This is a genomic window from Nonomuraea sp. NPDC050786 (assembly GCF_040654115.1).
Lineage (GTDB): Bacteria > Actinomycetota > Actinomycetes > Streptosporangiales > Streptosporangiaceae > Nonomuraea.
This window is the reverse complement of sequence record NZ_JBFAHJ010000019.1, coordinates 182,864-200,774: the sequence shown is the minus strand read 5'-3', so window position 1 is coordinate 200,774 and position 17,911 is coordinate 182,864. Positions and strand designations below refer to the sequence as shown.

18 protein-coding genes are annotated in these 17,911 nt (G+C 67.7%); 9 read left to right on the top strand and 9 right to left on the bottom strand.

All coding sequences use genetic code 11. From position 1 onward, the window contains the following. Positions 1–1,140 carry a DNA polymerase III subunit beta gene (gene dnaN / locus AB0H84_RS30880; protein WP_357611757.1) on the bottom strand — a complete coding sequence of 380 codons (1,140 nt, stop codon included), beginning with the start codon at positions 1,138–1,140 and terminating at the stop codon, positions 1–3. Positions 1,141–1,673: 533 nt separating this feature from the next. After that, a complete protein-coding gene (dnaA, locus tag AB0H84_RS30875; protein ID WP_357611754.1) occupies positions 1,674–3,251 on the bottom strand; it encodes a chromosomal replication initiator protein DnaA in 1,578 nt (525 codons plus the stop codon). 446 nt (positions 3,252–3,697) lie between these two features. Between dnaA and rpmH the strand changes: the two genes are divergently transcribed. The 8 genes from rpmH (at position 3,698) to AB0H84_RS30835 (ending at position 9,777) form a co-directional block, all read left to right on the top strand. Further along, positions 3,698–3,835: a 50S ribosomal protein L34 gene (gene rpmH, locus AB0H84_RS30870; protein WP_020547366.1), complete on the top strand. Its 138-nt coding sequence runs from the start codon at positions 3,698–3,700 to the stop codon at positions 3,833–3,835. Positions 3,836–3,894: 59 nt separating this feature from the next. After that, positions 3,895–4,257 (top strand): ribonuclease P protein component, encoded by a 363-nt coding sequence (gene rnpA, locus AB0H84_RS30865; RefSeq protein ID WP_357611751.1) that lies wholly within the window; start codon positions 3,895–3,897, stop codon positions 4,255–4,257. Beyond that, complete coding sequence (gene yidD / locus AB0H84_RS30860) at positions 4,254–4,535, top strand: membrane protein insertion efficiency factor YidD (RefSeq protein WP_349447690.1); 282 nt, start codon at positions 4,254–4,256, stop codon at positions 4,533–4,535. Before rnpA ends, yidD begins: the two co-directional genes overlap by 4 nt. Positions 4,536–4,539: 4 nt before the next feature. Then, the gene (gene yidC, locus AB0H84_RS30855) at positions 4,540–5,463 is read left to right on the top strand and encodes a membrane protein insertase YidC (RefSeq protein WP_357611748.1); all 924 of its coding nucleotides are present in this window, start codon (positions 4,540–4,542) and stop codon (positions 5,461–5,463) included. A 20-nt stretch (positions 5,464–5,483) separates the two neighbouring features. Continuing rightward, on the top strand, positions 5,484–5,972 hold the full coding sequence (locus tag AB0H84_RS30850) for a R3H domain-containing nucleic acid-binding protein (RefSeq protein WP_344999698.1): 489 nt from the start codon (positions 5,484–5,486) through the stop codon (positions 5,970–5,972). Between the two features lie 315 nt (positions 5,973–6,287). Next, complete coding sequence (rsmG, locus tag AB0H84_RS30845) at positions 6,288–6,959, top strand: 16S rRNA (guanine(527)-N(7))-methyltransferase RsmG (RefSeq protein ID WP_357611745.1); 672 nt, start codon at positions 6,288–6,290, stop codon at positions 6,957–6,959. Between the two features lie 146 nt (positions 6,960–7,105). Further along, positions 7,106–8,023: a ParA family protein gene (locus AB0H84_RS30840; RefSeq protein ID WP_357611742.1), complete on the top strand. Its 918-nt coding sequence runs from the start codon at positions 7,106–7,108 to the stop codon at positions 8,021–8,023. Between the two features lie 791 nt (positions 8,024–8,814). Further along, on the top strand, positions 8,815–9,777 hold the full coding sequence (locus AB0H84_RS30835) for a ParB/RepB/Spo0J family partition protein (protein ID WP_357611739.1): 963 nt from the start codon (positions 8,815–8,817) through the stop codon (positions 9,775–9,777). 207 nt (positions 9,778–9,984) lie between these two features. Here the strand turns inward: AB0H84_RS30835 and AB0H84_RS30830 are convergent, their stop codons facing one another. From AB0H84_RS30830 to AB0H84_RS30820, 3 genes are all read right to left on the bottom strand, one after another. Next, the gene (locus tag AB0H84_RS30830; RefSeq protein WP_357611736.1) at positions 9,985–11,031 is read right to left on the bottom strand and encodes a low specificity L-threonine aldolase; all 1,047 of its coding nucleotides are present in this window, start codon (positions 11,029–11,031) and stop codon (positions 9,985–9,987) included. Positions 11,032–11,649: 618 nt separating this feature from the next. Next, positions 11,650–12,606: a D-alanine--D-alanine ligase gene (locus tag AB0H84_RS30825; RefSeq protein ID WP_357611734.1), complete on the bottom strand. Its 957-nt coding sequence runs from the start codon at positions 12,604–12,606 to the stop codon at positions 11,650–11,652. Positions 12,607–12,753: 147 nt separating this feature from the next. Further along, positions 12,754–13,986 carry a PLP-dependent aminotransferase family protein gene (locus AB0H84_RS30820; protein WP_357611801.1) on the bottom strand — a complete coding sequence of 411 codons (1,233 nt, stop codon included), beginning with the start codon at positions 13,984–13,986 and terminating at the stop codon, positions 12,754–12,756. A 269-nt stretch (positions 13,987–14,255) separates the two neighbouring features. Here AB0H84_RS30820 and AB0H84_RS30815 point away from each other — a divergent pair, with 269 nt between their 5' ends. Beyond that, positions 14,256–14,873, top strand: coding sequence for a GNAT family N-acetyltransferase (locus tag AB0H84_RS30815; RefSeq protein ID WP_357611732.1), 618 nt, complete (start codon positions 14,256–14,258; stop codon positions 14,871–14,873). An 87-nt stretch (positions 14,874–14,960) separates the two neighbouring features. Here AB0H84_RS30815 and trxA read toward each other — a convergent pair whose 3' ends face one another. The 4 genes from trxA to sigM form a co-directional block, all read right to left on the bottom strand. Further along, on the bottom strand, positions 14,961–15,275 hold the full coding sequence (gene trxA / locus AB0H84_RS30810; RefSeq protein WP_344999712.1) for a thioredoxin: 315 nt from the start codon (positions 15,273–15,275) through the stop codon (positions 14,961–14,963). Positions 15,276–15,289: 14 nt separating this feature from the next. Beyond that, a complete protein-coding gene (gene trxB, locus AB0H84_RS30805; RefSeq protein ID WP_357611729.1) occupies positions 15,290–16,222 on the bottom strand; it encodes a thioredoxin-disulfide reductase in 933 nt (310 codons plus the stop codon). Between the two features lie 146 nt (positions 16,223–16,368). Then, positions 16,369–17,286 (bottom strand): hypothetical protein, encoded by a 918-nt coding sequence (locus tag AB0H84_RS30800; RefSeq protein WP_357611726.1) that lies wholly within the window; start codon positions 17,284–17,286, stop codon positions 16,369–16,371. Further along, a complete protein-coding gene (gene sigM / locus AB0H84_RS30795; RefSeq protein WP_185069557.1) occupies positions 17,276–17,911 on the bottom strand; it encodes an RNA polymerase sigma factor SigM in 636 nt (211 codons plus the stop codon). Before sigM ends, AB0H84_RS30800 begins: the two co-directional genes overlap by 11 nt.

Sequence of the window (17,911 nt, the reverse complement as noted above, 5' to 3'; positions counted from 1 at the left end):
TCAGCCTGACAGGCGGATGGGCATGATCAGGTAACGGTAGTCCGTAGCGGCTCCGTCCTCCACAGGCTTGCCACCCGTGAGGATAGCGGGCTTCGTCGATGTGGTCATCTGGAGCCGCGCGATGTCGGAGTCGATGGCCCCCAGCCCCTCCAGCAGGAACTGGTGGTTGAAGGCGATGTTCATCTCCTCGCCCTCGTAGTCGACCGGGAGCGCCTCGACGGCCTGCGCCTCGTCGCCGCTGCCCGCCTCCAGCACGACCTCGCCGCTCTTGAACGCCAGCCGCACCGGGGTGTTGCGCTCGGCGACCAGGGCCACGCGCTTGACCGCCTCGACGAACGGCCCTGTGGACAGGTCCGCACGGGCGGAGAACTCCGTGGGCAGCAGCGAGCGGTACTTGGGGAACTCGGGGTCGAGCAGCCGGGTCGTGGTCCGCCGCCCGGCGCTGGAGAAGCCGATCATGCCCTCGCCGGTGCCGCCGGCGGAGCTGAGCGCGATCTCCACCTCAGCGCCGGTCGTGCCGAGCGCCTTGGCCGTGTCGGCGAGGGTCTTGCCGGGGATCATCGCGATGGCGGCGAAGTCGGGCTGGCCCGGCTGCCACTTCAGCTCGCGTACGGCGAGCCGGTAGCGGTCGGTCGCGGCGAGGGTCACCGTGTCGCCCTCGATCTCCATCCGCACGCCCGTGAGCATCGGCAGCGTGTCGTCCCGGCCCGCGGCGACGGCGACCTGGGCGACGGCGGAGGCGAACACGTCGCTGCCCACCCGCCCGGCGGCCGGCGGCATGGCCGGGAGGGACGGGTAGTCCTCCACAGGCATGGTGAGGAGTGTGAATCGGGCGCTGCCACAGGTGACGACCGCCTTGGCGCCGTCCACCACGAAGTCCACAGGCTGTGCAGGAAGAGAGCGGGTGATCTCGGCGAGCAGCTTGCCGGAGACCAGCACGACACCGGGCTCGCCGGTGTGGAGCTCGAGCGTCACCTCGGCGGAGACCTCGTAGTCGAATCCGGACAGCTTCAGCTGCTGCTCATCGGTGACCTCCAGGCGCATGCCCGCGAGGACGGGCACCGACGGGCGCGCGGGGAGGCTGCGTGCCGTCCATGCCACCGCCTCAGCGAGGACGTCTCGCTCGATTCGGAACATCACGGTGATCAGCCTCCTGGGTTCGTCGTTGATTCAAGTCTTCACTCTCCCGCACCTGAGCTCCGGGAGAACCCTCTATGGGTCTTTGAGTTTCTTAGTTAGAGATAGAAGAGGTCATCACACTAGGGGCTGTGGAAACTGGGGACAACTGACGTTCCGGCTGGTCAGTGGCCCTGTTTTCATCCACTGGGGATGTGGGTGACGCCTGGGGAGAACTCGCGCGCCTGGGGATGGAGAGATTTCACCCACAGGCCGTCCCCAGATCTTGGTGCCTTCATCCACTGACATCGGGGGGTTATCCACGAGGTTTCCACAGGTTGTCCACGGGGTAAAACGGACACCCCTGGAGTCCCAGATCGCCTGTTCACAGGCCGTCCACACGTTATCCACGAGTAGTCCCCAGGTTCTCCCCAGGGTGTCCCCAGAGTTGTCCCCAGGACCTGTGGGGGATTTTTTCGGGCATTGTGTGGCGAAGAGCCGCCGGGATTTGGCGTTTCCGCAGATCCACAGTGTTTTCCACAGGCTGTGCATGACGCTCAGGCCCCGCGGGATGTCCGCTTGATACGCAAAGTCAGCTCGTTGACCTGGTTGTACATCGACCTGCGCTCGGCGATGAGCGAGCGGATCTTCCGCTCCGCGTGCATGACGGTGGTGTGGTCGCGGCCGAACTGCTGGCCGATTTTGGGCAGGGACAACTCGGTCAGCTCACGCGCCAGATACATGGCGATCTGCCGGGCGGTGACGAGCGCCCGGCTGCGCGAGGTGCCGCAGAGGTCCTCGATGCTGATGCCGAAGTATTGGGCGGTCTCGGTCATGATCGCGGCGATGGTGATCTCGGTGTCGGACTCCGTGGTGATCAGGTCCTTGAGCACCACCTCGGCCAGCTGCAGGTCCACACCCTGCCTGTTGAGGCTGGCGAACGCGGTGACCCTGATCAGGGCGCCCTCGAGCTCGCGGATGTTGGTGGAGATGCGGCTGGCGATGTACTCCAGCACCTCGGGCGGCGCGGCCAGGCCCTCCTGGATGGCCTTCTTCCTGAGGATCGCGATCCGGGTCTCCAGCTCGGGCGGCTGCACGTCCGTGATCAGGCCCCACTCGAACCGGTTGCGCAGCCGGTCCTCCAGCGTGGTCAGCTGCTTGGGCGCGCGGTCGCTCGAGATGACGATCTGCTTGTTGGCGTTGTGGAGCGTGTTGAAGGTGTGGAAGAACTCCTCCTGCGTCTGCTCCTTGCCCTCCAGGAACTGGATGTCGTCCACAAGCAGGATGTCGATCGCCCGGTAGCGGCCGCGGAAGCCGTCGGCCTTGTGGTCGCGGATGCTGTTGATGAAGTCGTTGGTGAACTCCTCGGAGCTCACGTATCTGACCCGCGCGCCGTCGTACAGGCTCTGTGCGTAATGCCCGATCGCGTGCAGCAGGTGCGTCTTCCCCAGCCCCGAGTCGCCGTAAATGAAGAGCGGGTTGTACGCCTTTGCGGGGGATTCGGCCACGGCCACGGCCGCCGCGTGAGCGAACCTGTTGCTGGCCCCGATGACGAATGTCTCGAATGTGTACTTCTGATTGAGCCGGGCCGGTTCGCTGGGCTTCGTGCTCTTCGCCTCCCACCGGTTCGGCGCCGGCTCCGGCTCTTTCTCCACAGGCGGTGTGTACGACTGCGCCTGTTCAAAAGAGAAGCCCTGCTGTGGATATTCGGTGGATATCTGGGGCTGCTCAGGCTGTGGAGAATAGAACTGCGGCGGCTCGGAGGCCTGCTGGTGCTGCGATTGCGCGGGCTGTGCGTAACGCAGCTGACTCTCCACAGTCTGGGGATAACCCTGAGTCACAGGCTGTTGATGAGTGTCGCGCGACGGCTGCTCCGGCGCCGTGGTGTCGATCATCACGGCCAGCCGCATGTTCTGGCCGAGCTCCTGCGACAGCGCGTGCGCCACGAGCGGACGCAGCTTGCCCTCGATGAGGTCCTTGAGGAAGTCGTTGGGGACGCCGAGCACGATGGTGTCGTTGGCCAGCGCGATCGGGCGGACCATGCCCAGCCACGTGCGCTGCTGGATCGGCACGTTCTCGTTGAGGAAGTTGTTCAGGGCCCTCGCCCATACCGTGCCGAGGTCGACACCGTTCATGGTGCGGTTCCCCTCCTTCCTCTCGCGGCCCCCCGCGATCGTTTATCCACATGCGCGGCCGCGCGCTGTGATCGGCGGCCCCTTCGTCCACAGCGTGGAGGCCGGGCTCCGTGCCCAGGTCCTCCACAGGAGATCCACAAGTTGTGCACAGCCTTTGAGCGGCTCCGGGAGGGCCGACAGTATCTATGTGCACAGCTGTGTTCAAGCGTTGTCCACAGCCTAGTGGTACCTGGGTGCACATACTGTGGACGGTGGTCTGGCGGTGGAAAAGTCGCCTGTGGAAAGGTGGATAACCCGTTCAGTTTGACCTGGACGGTGCTTCCCCCGTAACGTACGACGGTCGGCTTGTCACGCGACGGCTATTTCGCGTGCCCTCGCTTCCCTGGCAGGCCATCCATGTGTGTATAAGCGCCTTTGCGGCGCACCATCAAGCCTGGAGCCCACCCGTGAGCAAGCGTACTTTCCAGCCGAACAACCGTCGCCGCGCGAAGACCCACGGCTTCCGGCTGCGGATGCGCACCCGGGCCGGTCGCGCCATCCTCGCCTCCCGTCGCCGCAAGGGCCGCGAGAAGCTGTCGGCCTGACCGTCCCACGCGTTTTCGGCCCGCCGGTGGATCTCGCCGGCGGGCGTTAGGCGTATACGGTGCTGTCCCGTCAATCCCGCATGCGGCGCGGGGAGGAGTTCGAGGCGGCGGTCAGGCGCGGCAAGCGCGCAGGTCGCCCGACTCTGGTGGTGCATTTTGCCATTTCGGGGGAAGAGTCCCCTCGGGTGGGTTTCGTAGTGAGCAAGGCCGTCGGTGGCGCCGTGACCCGTAATACGGTCAAGCGACGGCTCCGACACCTGATGCGGGACCGTCTCGACCGGCTGCCGCGAGGTAGCCTGCTGGTGGTACGCGCCAACCCACCGGCCGCGTCCGCGCGATTCGAGCACCTGGCCGCCGAGCTCGACTCCGCGCTGGAACGTCTGCTCAGGCGGCGCGAGTCCTCGACGGGTGGACAGAGATGACGGAGCAACCGCAAGGGGTGACACCGAGCTTCGCCGCTCGGGCACTGATCATCCCGATCCGGTTCTACCGGGCCTTCATCAGCCCGATGCTCGGTCCACGCTGCCGCTTTTACCCGTCGTGCAGTGCGTACGGACTCGAGGCGATCGCCACGCACGGAGCACTGCGCGGCACTTGGCTGACTGTCCGGCGCATCGGGCGGTGCCACCCATTCCATCCCGGAGGTATAGACCCGGTGCCCCCACGCCCGGTCCGGTCCCACGAAACGCAAGGGAGATAGCTCGGTGGAGCTGTCCTGGCTCAACTGGCTGTACACAGCCGTCGCCCAAGTCATCACCTGGATCCACCAGGGGTACAGCACGGTCCTAGACCCTAACAGCGGCTTGACGTGGGCGCTCACCATCATCACGCTGACGGTCTGCATGAGGATCCTGATCTTCCCGCTGTTCCTCAAGCAGATGCGCTCGTCGCGAAAGATGCAGGAGCTGGCGCCGAAGGTCCAGGAGCTTCGCAAGCGCTACAAGAACGACAAGCAGCGCATGAACCAGGAGGTCATGGCGCTCTACCAAGGAGCGGGCGCCAACCCCCTGGGCGGCTGCCTCCCCGTCGTGGCCCAGTTCCCGATCTTCATCTCGATGTTCACGGTGCTGCGGGCGATCGCGGCGGACCAGCCGAAGTTCGGGATGACGCAGGAGCTGGTCGACAGCGCCAAGCAGGCCCTCATCCTGGGCGCCCCGCTTCCCTCCACCTTCTTCGAGGCGGCCCACGTCAGCGAGAAGATCGTCATCGGTATCTTCGTCGCGATCAGCTCGGGCACCACCTTCCTCACCGTCCGGCAGAGCGTCACCCGCTCCATGGCCCAGATGCCGGACAACCCGATGGCGCAGCAGCAGAAGATCCTGATGTACATCTCGCCGCTGTTCGCCTTCTTCAGCCTGAACTTCCCGCTCGGTCTGATCATGTACTGGGTCACCACCAACCTGTGGACGCTCGGCCAGCAGCACTGGTTCTACAGCCGCCACCCGATGCCGCAGTTCGACGCCAAGGGCAACCAGATCCCCGTGCAGTCCAAGCCGGGCCTGATCACCAAGCTCCGCAAGACCACGCCGGAAGAGCAGGCGCCTCCGCCCCCGCCTGAGCCTAAGATCGTCAGGCAGCAGCCAAGCCGCCAGTCCCGCAGTAAGCGCACCGGCAGCAAGAAGTCTTGAACACGAAGGAGAGGCCGGCCATGACCGAGGCCGAGCAGGAGAAGGCTCCGGATCTCAACGCGCTGGAGCAGGAAGGCGAGATCGCTGCCGACTACGTCGAGGGCCTTCTCGACATCGCCGACATCGACGGCGACATCGACATGGACGTCGAGGGAGACCGCGCCATGGTCTCCGTCGTGGGTCTCAAGGGCAACGAGCTCGTGGGCCCCGGGGGAGAGGTCCTGGAGGCGCTGCAGGAGCTGACCCGCCTGGCCGTGCACCGGCAGACCGGCGAGCGCTCCAGGCTGATGCTCGACGTCGGCGGCTATCGCGAGCGCCGCAGGGCCGAGCTCACCAAGCTCGGCACCGAGGTTGCCAACCAGGTCAAGGACCGGGGCGAGCCGAAGTCGCTGCAGCCGATGACGCCCTTCGAGCGCAAGATCGTCCACGACGCGGTGGCGGCCGCCGGGCTCCGCAGCGAGTCCGAAGGCGAGGAGCCGCACCGCTACGTGGTGGTCCTCCCCGCCTGAGGAGTGTTACGCCATTCGATCCGGCCGTCTGCCCGCTCGCACGCGAGGTGGACGGCCGTTTCGCATTTGCACTCTTTTATCCCTGTACGTTCGCCGAAACCGCGTATAGGCGCGTATGCGCCTTGTTAACGTTCTCCGGCTCGGATCTCGCCATACCGACGGCGGCGTGCTCAAAGGTCGCCTTCAGACCGGCCCGCTAGTCTTCCACTGTGATCTCACCTCTAGCCTTGAGTAGAGACCACCCCGCATCTAGATCAACACCGGGCTGTTGCCCGCCTACCAGGACGGATCAGTCCCAGAAAGGGCCACCGACCAGTGAGCGATGAGCTTCCGGCGCCGCCGGACATAGCGCGGGACGTCTTCGCCGGGGAGGCTTGGGATCGCGCGAACGCGTTCGCCGAGCTGCTGGTGGGGCCCGGCGTGGTCCGCGGGCTGCTGGGCCCGCGTGAGGTGCCCCGGATCTGGGACCGCCACCTGCTCAACTGCGCGGTCGTGGCCGAGGCCGTGCCGCCGGACGTGCGCCTGGTGGACATCGGGTCCGGCGCCGGCTTGCCAGGGCTCGTGCTGGCGATCGTCCGCCAGGACATCACGGTCACGCTCCTCGAGCCGCTGCTCCGCCGTACCGTCTTCCTGGAGGAGTGCGTCGAGGCGCTCAAGCTCGACAACGTCGAGGTGCTGCGCGGGCGGGCGGAGGAGCTGGCGGGCAAGCGCGAGTTCGACGTCGCCAGCGCTCGCGCGGTCGCGCCGCTCGACCGCCTCCTGAAGTGGGCCATGCCGCTGCTCCACGAGGGTGGCGAGCTGATCGCCATGAAGGGGGAGCGCGCCGCCGAGGAGCTCGCCGAGGCGGAGCCCCAATTGCGGGCCATCGGAGCCCGATCGGCCGAGCTCGTGACGGTCGGGCGCGGTAAGGTCGAGCCGCCGGCAACACTGGTTCGGGTGGTAGCGGGTCGCGCGCCGGAGCGGGCCAGGCGGCGACGAGGGAGGTGACGGTTGTGCCAGTCGCGTCAAGCGGTCTTGGCTGGCCGGGCAGCCGTCCGTCCGAGAGTCCAAGCGGGGTTGGCTGGCCCGAAAAGGGCGTGTCGCGACAGCCAATTCCCGACACCGGCACACCACTGGTTGAAAGGATGGCCATCGTGACCCAGACCCCCCTGAACCCCGGCGATTCGCCGTTGGTACGAGAGGCGCTCAGCTCAGTGGTTTCACGTGAAACATCTGCAACCCCCACCGCCGCCCAGACCCCCGGCGACGGGGACGGCTCCTGGCCTCGCCCGCCCAAGACCAGGGTGATCGCGGTGGCCAACCAGAAGGGCGGCGTGGGCAAGACCACCACGTCGGTGAACATCGCCGCCGCGCTCTCCATGCACGGCCAGCGCGTCCTCGTGGTGGACCTCGACCCCCAGGGCAACGCCTCCACGGCCCTGGCCACGGAGCACCGAGGGGACGTGCCGGACGTCTACCAGGTCCTCGTCGACGACCTTCCGATGGCGGACATCGTCAAGCAGGTCCCCGACATGCCGAACCTCTACTGCGCACCGGCCACCATCGACCTGGCGGGCGCGGAGATCGAGCTGGTCTCCCTGGTGGCTCGGGAGGCCCGCCTGCGGCGCGCGCTGGCGGCGTACGACGCGGTCGAGCTGGACTACATCGTGATCGACTGCCCGCCGTCGCTCGGCCTGCTGACGGTGAACGCGTTGGTGGCGGCGGACGAGGTCATGATCCCCATCCAGTGCGAGTACTACGCCCTGGAGGGACTCGGGCAGCTCCTCAGGAACGTGGACCTGATCCGGGCCCACCTCAACCCGACGCTGAAGCTCTCGACCATCGTCCTGACGATGTACGACGGGCGCACCCGTCTGGCCTCGCAGGTGGCGGAGGAGGTGCGGGCGCACTTCGGTGACACGGTGCTCAACACGGTGATCCCGCGCAGCGTCCGCCTGTCCGAGGCGCCCAGCTACGGGCAGTCGGTGATGACCTACGACCCGGGGTCGAGCGGGGCGATGGCGTACATGGACGCGGCCCGCGAAATCGCCCACCGCGCCGTCGTCTCCTGACCGACCGCCCTCTCCCGCCGCCCTCTTCGACTCTGAACCCACGCCGAGAGAGCACACCCATCCCGGCCCGTTCCACCGGGCCCGCCTGTGTGCCGCCACGGATGTACTGCATGCAGTCGCGGTGTTTTCGCGTGCGGGCGGGAGCCCCGCAGCACACCTGACGAGAGTCCTCCGCCGCACCAACGCCCGGGGCCCATCGCCACCACGGCGGCAGCGCCGGTACATCACTACGGAGACGGCGCCGCCCGCTGCCAAGGAGACGGCGTCGACCTACGCCGCTGAGGCGGCGCGGCGCACGACTATGGAGACGCGCCAGCTGCTGCACGATGACGGCGTCGACCTAAGCTGCTGAGGCGGCGCATGACTACGGAGACGCGCCAGCTGCTGCCACCTTGACGGCGTCGACCTACGCCGCTGAGGCGGCGCGGCGCACCGCCATGATGACAGTGCGAGCCCCACCGCCGACGCCGAGACGGCGTTGCGCTGCTCCCCGCCGCCGACGCCCGCATCATGAGGACGGCACAGCCGGGCTGCGCGCCCGTGAAGCGATGCGCCCGCGCTGCGACGGTCCGTAACACCACGCTCCTGAGGCGGTGGAATGAGGGCTTCGTAGGTGGACGTGGTCGGAGGCGGTCGTCCGGTGGGTCAGGTTGGTCGGTTGGCGGGTGGGTTTGTGGCCGTGTCGGTGTAAATACCGCCGGTCCGTGTGTGGCGAGGGGGCACCGGGCGGGGCGTGCAACGGTAACCTCTCCTGGAGTGACCGGAATCGACCGGGTGGATGAGGAGACGCAGTGAGTCAGCAGCGGCGGGGATTGGGCAAGGGGCTCGGGGCGCTCATCCCGACCGGTCCCATTGTTGACGGTTCGGGGACGGTGCCGGCTCCGTCGAACGGTTCAACGGGGGAGACCGGTCCGAAGCCGATCGCCGGAGCGTACTTCAAGGAGGTCGCGCTCGACGCGATCGTCCCCAATCCGCGCCAGCCGCGTGAGGTCTTTGACGAGGAGCGTCTTGAGGAGTTGGCGGCCTCCATCCGGGAGGTCGGTCTCCTGCAGCCGATCGTGGTCCGGCCGGTCGGAGGCGGCCAGTACGAGTTGATCATGGGGGAGCGGCGCTGGCGAGCGTGCCAGCAGGTCGGGTTGGACGCGGTTCCGGCGATCGTCCGCAACACCCAGGACACCGATCTCCTCCGGGACGCGCTCATTGAGAACCTCCAGCGGGAGCAACTGAACGCCCTCGAAGAGGCCGCCGCCTATCAGCAACTCCTCGATGACTTCCAGGCGACGCACGAGCAGCTGGCCCAGCGGGTCGGCCGTTCTCGCTCGCACATCACCAACACCCTCCGCCTCCTGAACCTCCCTCCCGAAGTCCAGCGCACGGTGGCCGCCGGCGTCATCAGCGCGGGTCATGCCCGGGCGCTCCTCGGCCTCAGCAGCCCAGAAGAGCAGATACAGCTGGCCAAGCGCATCGTGGCGGAGCTCCTCTCGGTGCGGGCGGTGGAGGAGATCGTGGCGATGGGGAGCGCCAAGGCGGCCAAGAAGCCCACTCGCGAACGCCAGGTGGCAAAGCCCACGGCCCCCGGCCTGACGCACCTCGCCGACCGCCTCTCGGATCACTTCGAGACCAAGGTGAAGGTGGACCTGGGGCGGCGCAAGGGCCGCATCGTCGTCGAGTTCGCCACCATCGACGACCTTGAGCGCATCATCGGCACCATGGCGCCGGAGGCGGTCCGCGCCATGCGGGAAGCCGAAGACTGACCCCTTCTCATTCTGTGTTTCACGTGAAACCAATGCGGCTCAGGCTCGAAGCCTGTGTTTCACGTGAAACGTGGCGCCCCACTGTCCCTGTGCCTCCCACGGTCGATGGTGTGGGGCCAATCCGTCCTCGGCCGCTGTTTCACGTGAAACAGGGAGCCGGGTGGCAGCGTGTTTCACGTGAAACAGCGGCTGGCGTGGTTGCGGTCCCTACGTGACGGCGGCCTTGTGGAGATCGCCCAGGAAGTCGTCCACGTGTTCCGGGGTCGTGTCGAAGGCGGTCATCCACCGGACGACGCCTGCAGGCTCGTCCCAGTAGTGGAAGAGGTAGCGGCTCCTGAGGCTCTCCGCGAGGGCGGGCGGAAGGGTGGCGAAGACGGCGTTGGACTGGACCGGGTAGGTCAGGGAGACGCCGGGCAGATCGGCTAGGCCATCCGCGAGCCGGGCGGCCATCTTGTTGGCGTGCGACGCGTTCGCGCGCCAGAGGTCGTCCGTCAACAGCGCCGACAGTTGAGCCGAGATGAAACGCATCTTCGAGGCGAGCTGGAGTGACTGGCGGCGGAGGTACGGGATGCCCGGAGCCAGTGAGGAGTCAAGGATGACCACCGCCTCTGCGGCGAGAGCGCCGTTCTTGGTGGCGCCGAAGCTGAACACGTCAACACCGGCATCCGCAGTGATGGACTTCAGGTCGCAGTCGAGATAGGCGGCGGCGTTGGCGAGCCTGGCGCCGTCCACGTGGAGGCGTAGGCCCGCCTCATGTGCGGTCTCCGCGAGGGCGGCGATCTCGTCGGGGGAGTAGCACGTGCCGAGCTCGGTGACTTGAGAGATGGAGACGACCGAGGGCTGAGGGATGTGCGGATTGCCGATCACACCCAGCTGGGACTTGACGTCGTCAGGGCGGAGCTTCCCTTGCTCGGTGGGGATCGTCACCAGCTTGACGCCGAGCAGGCGCTCTGCCGCCCCCGTTTCATGGGTGGCGATGTGGGCGCTGTCGGCGCAGAGAATCGAGCTGTAGCGGCCGAGCGTCAACGACAGCCCGACCATGTTGGCGCCCGCCCCGTTGAGCACCGCGAACCCCTCGGCGTCCGGGCCGAACGCCTCCTTGACCTTGTCCTCGAACACCGAGGTCCACCGATCGTCGCCGTAGGCGGGCGCGTCACCCTGGTTGGCGGCGGCTATGGCTTCCAGAACGGTCGGGTGCACGCCCGCGTGGTTGTCGCTGGCGAAGCTCTTGGGGTACATCGAATCGATCAGCACACGGTAAGGCTACTTACTCGCCTTCGACAGACGTCCTGCCCCGTCGTCCCGTCCCGTCGTCCGTTCGTTCTGTGGGCGCGAGGGGGCAAGGAGTGGCCGGTGCGACGCCGCTACCGCGTCGTCCCTGTGCCATCCGTATCGGGCGGTGTAGCGCCGAGTCCGACGATGGCACGCGCCCCCTTGTTGAGGGAAGGGATGGCACGCAGCATCGCTTGTTGCCCGAGTCGCGTCGGCCGTCTGCGTGGCGGTGCCGCGTCGAGTCGTCTTCTGGAGGCAGGCACGCAGGAGCGTTGGCCGTTTGCGTGGCGGCGCGCCGCCTCGAGTCGTCCTCTGGGAGCGGGCGCTCAGCGTCCGCTGTCTGCGTGGCGGCGCCGCGTCGAATCGCTCTAAGGGAGCCGGGCGCCAGAAGCGTCGGCTGTCCAAAGTGCCCGGCGCGGCGAAGTCGTGCTGCTGGACGGGCGCCGTCGGCCGAACTCGCCGCGCCGTGCAGCGAGAGAGGGGTCGGGTACGGGAGCGGGAGGCCGCATTCTGGGGGAGGGGTCGGGTACGGGAGCGGGAGGCCGCATTCTGGGGGAGGGGTCGGGCACGGGAGCGGGAGGCCGCGTTGTGGAGGAGGGGTCAGGCGCGGGAGCGGGAGGCCGCGTTCTGGAGGAGGGTGCGGCAGAGGTCCCCGAGGTCCTGGCCGGCGGCCTCGGCGGACATCGGCAGGAGCGACGTCTCCGTCATCCCCGGTGCCACGTTGACCTCCAGGAAATGCGGGATGCCGGCCGCGTCGACGATCAGGTCCGTACGGGAGACGTCACGGAGGCCGAGCGCCGTGTGGGCGGTCACCGCCGTCTCCGCGCAGGCCGCGGCCGCCTGGGCCGAAAGGCGGGCGGGAGCGAAGAACTCCGTGTGCCCGGCCGTGTAGCGGGCCGCGTAGTCGTAGACGCCCTCGTCCGGGACGATCTCCACGGCCGGCAGGGCCACCGGGCCGTTGCCCAGGTCCACGACCGAGACCGCGACCTCGATGCCCTCCACGTACCGCTCGATCAGCGCCGTGTCGCCGTACGCGAAGCAGCCGACCATCGCGGCGGGCAGCTCCTCCGCCGTACGGACCATCGAGGCGCCCAGCGCCGACCCGCCCCGGGCGGGCTTGACGAACAGGGGGAGGCCGAGGCGCTCCACGATGCGGCCCAGCACCACCGTGGCGCCGAGGTCGTGGAACGTCTCCTTCGGCAGCGTGACCGACTCGGGCGTCCGCAGGCCGACGGAGCGCACCACGGCCTTGGCGGTGGGCTTGTCGAACGCGACCCGGCACGCGTCCGGGTCGGCGCCCACGTACGGGACGTTGAGCAGCTCCAGGACGGAGCGGATCGCGCCGTCCTCGCCCGCGCCACCATGCAGCGTCACGAACACGGCGTCCGGCGGGTCAGCCAGGATCGACGGCACGAGGGAAGCGTCGGTGTCGCGGGTCTCCACATCGACGCCCGCCGCACGCAGCACCTCGCTGACTCGGCGACCGGAGCGAAGCGACACCTCTCGCTCGTAGGAGAGACCTCCGGCCAGCACGAGCACGTGGCCCAGATCGCTCATCACTTCTCCTCCGCTGATCGCACGCGCCGCTGTCCAACCGTACCGCCATGGCGTCGTCGCCAGGCACGGTGCCGACGCCATGGCGCGTCCGCCCAGCGGCATGCGGAGGGCCGGGCGGGGCCGCCTGGCCCCGCCCGGAAGGTGGCGCTAGGCCAGATCGGGGCCGGGAGTGTCGACGCCCAGGTGGTCGCGGACCGAGCCGGTGCCGAACGTGTCGCGCAGCTGCATCTCCTGCTCGATCACCCCGGCCAGCCGCCGCACCCCTTCCCGGATCCGGTCGGGTTCGGGGTAGCAGTACGAGAGCCGCATGTGCCGGGCGCCGCTCCCGTCCGAGTAGAACCCGGTCCCCGGGACGAACGCCACCCGCTCGGCCACCGCCCGCGGCAGGATGGCCTTGGAGTCGAGCCCTTCCGGCAGGCTCGCCCAGACGAAGAAGCCCCCGGCGGGACGGGTCCACGTCACCTCGGGGGGCATCAGGGAGTCGAGCGCGTCCAGCAGCGCGTCGCGGCGCTCGCGGTAGAGCTCCCTGAACGTCTTGATCTGCTCCTGCCACGGCTGCGTGGCGAGGTACTGGCCCACGGCGAGCTGGGTGAACGAGGAGTGCGAGAGCACGGCCGACTCCATGGCCAGCACGAGCTTGTCGCGGATGGCGTGCGGGGCCAGCGCCCAGCCGACGCGGAAGCCGGGGGCGAGCGTCTTGGAGAACGACCCCAGGTAGACCACGCCGTCCGGATTGTCGGCCCGCAGGGCCCGCATGGGCTCCCCGTCGAACCCGAGCAGTCCGTACGGGTTGTCCTCGATGATCAGGATCCCGGCCTGCTGGCAGATGTCGAGCACCTGCTGCCGGCGGGCGATGTTCAGGGTGACGCCGCCGGGGTTGTGGAAGGTCGGGATCGTGTAGAGGAACTTGATGGGCGCCCCGGCCGTCTCCAGCGCGTAGATGGTCTGAGCCAGCGACTCGGGCACGATGCCCTGCTCGTCCATAGCGATATGAACGACTTTGGCCTGATAGGCGGCGAACGTGCCCAGCGCGCCCACGTACGAGGGACCCTCGGCGAGCACCACGTCGCCGGGGTCGATGAAGATGCGGGTGATCAGGTCGAGCGCCTGCTGCGACCCGACGGTGACGACCACGTCGTTCGCCCCGGCGTGGATCCCCTCCAGCCGCATGACCTCGCAGATCTGCTCACGCAGGTGCGGGTCGCCCTGGCCGGAACCGTACTGCAGCGCGACAGGGCCGCGCCTGGTGACGAGGTCGGAGACCAGCTCGCCGACCATGTCGAGGGGAAGAGCCGTGACGTACGGCATGCCGCCGGCGAGGGAGACCACCTCGGGCCTCGATGCGACGGCGAAAAGAGCTCGGATCTCGGAGGCGACCATCCCGGTAGCTCGCGCGGCGTACCGATCGACGTATGCGTCGATGCGCGACCCTTGAGTCGCGGGTGTCTGACCGTGATCCAGCTCTCCTGTCACGGCCCACCTCCTAGGTGTCATATCGGACTGAAATACCAGATTACGCTAACCGGACATGTCGCCCGTGACGGGCTCGACCGTCGTGGTGTCCGCTGGCAGCATCTCCACTGGGCTACGATGCCACCTGTGGACGCGGTTTTCGCGGGCTTTTCCGGGTCAACGACAGGGGGCCGTAGTTGTCGCGCCGGCTGGTCAACATAACCCTGGACAATCTCGAAGATCTGCCTCGGCGCTGCCGAAGGTGCGTGTTCTGGGAGCTCGATCCGGTCAGCGGGGAGCGGGCGGTGGAGTCAGGCGATCCCGCGCTGGAGAAGGAGGCCTGGATCTCCGGCACACTGCTCGAATGGGGCAGTTGCGGGAAAATCGTGTACGTCGACGGGGTCCCGGCGGGGTTCGTGCTCTACAGCCCGCCGCTCTACAGCCCCCGTTCCGTGGCCTTCCCCACCTCGCCGGTCAGCGCCGACGCGGTGCTGCTGATGACGGCGCACATCATTCCGGAGTTCTCGGGTGGCGGGCTGGGGCGAATGCTCATCCAGGGCGTGGCCAAAGACTTGACCAGGCGCGGAGTGAAAGCCATTGAAGCTTTTGGCGACCTCAAGTGGGAAGAGCCTAGTTGCGTAGTTCCGGCGGAATACTTGCTTTCTGTTGGTTTTAAGACGGTTCGTCCGCATTTGCGTTTTCCGCGGCTCAGGCTCGAGCTCAAGACCGCCGTCTCGTGGCGTGAGGACGTCGAGGTGGCCTTGGAGCGGCTCCTGGGCTCCATGAGTCCGGAACGCGCCCTACGTCCCGTCTGACGACCCCTGAGGGCCGTACATCCGAGAACAACGCGAAAGCCCCCCGCCACAGAGAGCGGGGGGCCGGGCGCGACCGCGGGAGAGCGATCAGATGATGCCGTCGAGCTCGCGCAGCAGCATGGCCTTCGGCTTGGCGCCGATGATCTGCTTCACGACCTCTCCGTTCTTGTAGACGTTCATCGTCGGGATCTGGAGCACACCGTACTGGCGCGGAACCTCCGGGTTCTCGTCGATGTTGAGCTTGACGATCTCCAGCTTGTCGCCGTGCTCGTTGGCGATCTCCTGGAGGATGGGCGCGACCTGACGGCACGGGCCGCACCACTCGGCCCAGAAGTCGACCAGCACGGGCTTGTCGCTCTTGAGTACGTCAGCTGCGAAAGAGGCGTCGGTGACAGCCTTCACGGTGCGCTCCTTACTTACTTCTCGTTGTTGGCCAGCCAGCGCTCGGAGTCGAGCGAGGCCGCGCAGCCGGTGCCGGCGGCGGTGATGGCCTGGCGGTAGGTGTGGTCGACGACGTCTCCCGCGGCGAACACGCCGTCGATGTTGGTCGCCGTGGACGGCGAGGCCACCTTGACGTAGCCGTTCTCGTCGAGATCGATCTGCCCCTTGACCAGCTCGGTACGCGGATCGTGCCCGATGGCCAGGAACAACGCGTCAGTGGCCAGCTCGCATTCCTCGCCGGTCTTGACGTTGCGCAGCTTCACGGCCTCGACGTGGGTGTCGCCGAGCACGTCCACGACCTCGGAGTCCCAGACGAAGCGGATCTTGTCGTTCGCGAACGCCCGCTCCTGCATGATCTTGCTGGCCCGCAGCTCGTCGCGGCGGTGCACCACGGTCACCATGCGGCCGAACCTGGTCAGGAACGTGGCCTCCTCCATCGCCGTGTCGCCGCCGCCGACAACCACGATGTCCTTGTTGCGGAAGAAGAAGCCGTCACAGGTCGCACACCAGGACACGCCGTGCCCCGACAGGCGCTTCTCGTTCTCCAGGCCGAGCTCCCGGTAGCCGGAACCCATCGCCAAAATGACGGACTTGGCGTAGTAGGTGTCGGTGTGGGTCTTGACGACCTTGGGGTTGGCCTCCAGGTCCACCTCGACCACGTCGTCCGTCACCAACTCGGCACCGAATCGCTCGGCCTGCTTGCGCAGGTTGTCCATGAGGTCGGGGCCCATGATGCCGTCGGGGAAACCGGGGAAGTTCTCCACGTCGGTGGTGTTCATGAGAGCGCCGCCGGCTGTGACGGAGCCCTCGAAGACCAGCGGCTTGAGCTCGGCGCGCGCGGAGTAGACGGCCGCGGTATAGCCAGCTGGGCCGGATCCAATGATGATCACGTTACGAACGTCGCTCAACGCTCCACGCCTTCCTCGTCTGCTGTTGCACCCGCGTCAACAGATCCTAGGCCGCCGTGATTCCCTGCTCCGCACACGACGCCCCCACATGGGCCCCCCGCACAGCGAAAGAGCCCGCCTGGGCGGGCTCTTTACGCGTGCTCTGCCTACCAGTGGCCCAGAGCGGGCTTCCGGAGGTTCTTACAGTTGAACGGGTCCACGATGTCGATCCGCAGCTTCTGCGTGGCCTTGTCCTTCCAGGAAGCCACGATGAGGGCCTCCTGTCCGTTGTACTGGCCCTGGTCCACCGCGTACGTCGGCAGCTTCGACCGGCTCGCCACCCGGCTCACGCACTTGTCGACCTTGCCCGCGTCGTCGGGACCCTCAGGGATCATGCGCTGGAAGCCGAACATGCCTTCCAGCGGCTGGCGCAGGTCCTGGTCGCTGTAGTTGTGGCCGCTGTCGGTCAGCCCGTACGACTTGGCCCGCGGATGCACCTTGGCCGGTGTCGTGGGCGCGGGCTGCGCCTGGACGCCACCGTTCGTGGCCTCGCTGCCACCGCCGGCGCTCACCAGCAGGCTGGTCGAGGTCACGACCGCGCCCACCACCGCCGCGGCCGCCGCGGCCGCGATCGCGGGCATCGCCCATCGGCGCCGCCGCGAGGCCCGGCGCTTGGCCGGGACGATCGTGCCGTCGTCGGAGACCACTCCAAGGCGTACCGGTTCGCGGGCCGGTTCGCGGGCCGGCTCGGGGGCTGCTTCGGTGGCCACCTCGACTGGTCGCTCCCACGGGGAGTCCCGCATGAGCTCATCCCAGTCGGGTGGTTCCACGAGGCCGACACCTCCCCGCCGGGACTCCGCCTCGGCGGCCAAGGCCTTGTCGATGCGCAGTGCGACACCCATCGGCATGGCCGGTGTGGGGGTCGCCGCGAGCACCTCGCGAACCGCCGCCAGGTCTGCCAGCAGCTCCCCACAGGGGTCGCAGACCGCGAGATGCCCGCGGACCTGGCGCGCCGTGTCGACGTCTAGGAGACCCTCGGCCAGCTCGGCCAGGATTTCCAGATCGTAGTGCGTATCACCCGTCACGAAGTTCTGCTCCCTTCGCGGATGAGACGCGATTGAGGTCCGATCGGTTCCGCAGATGCGAAAGAATTGGGGCAAGTTTCGCGCGCCCTCGCGCGCACCTGCTCTTCACCGTGCCGCTCGGCACTTGGAGCACCTGAGCTGCGTCTTCGACCGAGTAGCCCATCATGTCGACGAGCACCAGCGCCGCGCGCTGGTCGCTGGGCAGCAGTTTGAGCGCGGCCGAAACCTCCATCGAGACCTCGCGCTCGACGGTCTGGTCAGGCAGCGGGGTCTCACGCTCGGCGGCCTCGATCAGCTCGTCGTCCGCGACGGGTCTGACCGATTTACGGCGCATCCGGTCGAGGCAGGCATTGACCACGATCCGGTGGAGCCAGGTGGTGACGGCCGCCTCGCCGCGGAACGTGGCGGCCTTGCGGTATGCGGAGACGAAGGCATCCTGCACGGCGTCGGCGGCCTCGTCAGGGTCACCGAGCGTACGCAGGGCGACCGCCCACATACGGTCGCGGTGTCTCTTGACGATTTCGCTGAAGGCGTGTGGATCCCCGTTGATATGCGCGGTCAGCAGCTCGGCGTCTGTGACCGCCGGCCGCTCCGCTGCTGAGGGTGTCTCGGGTGGGGAGTTCAC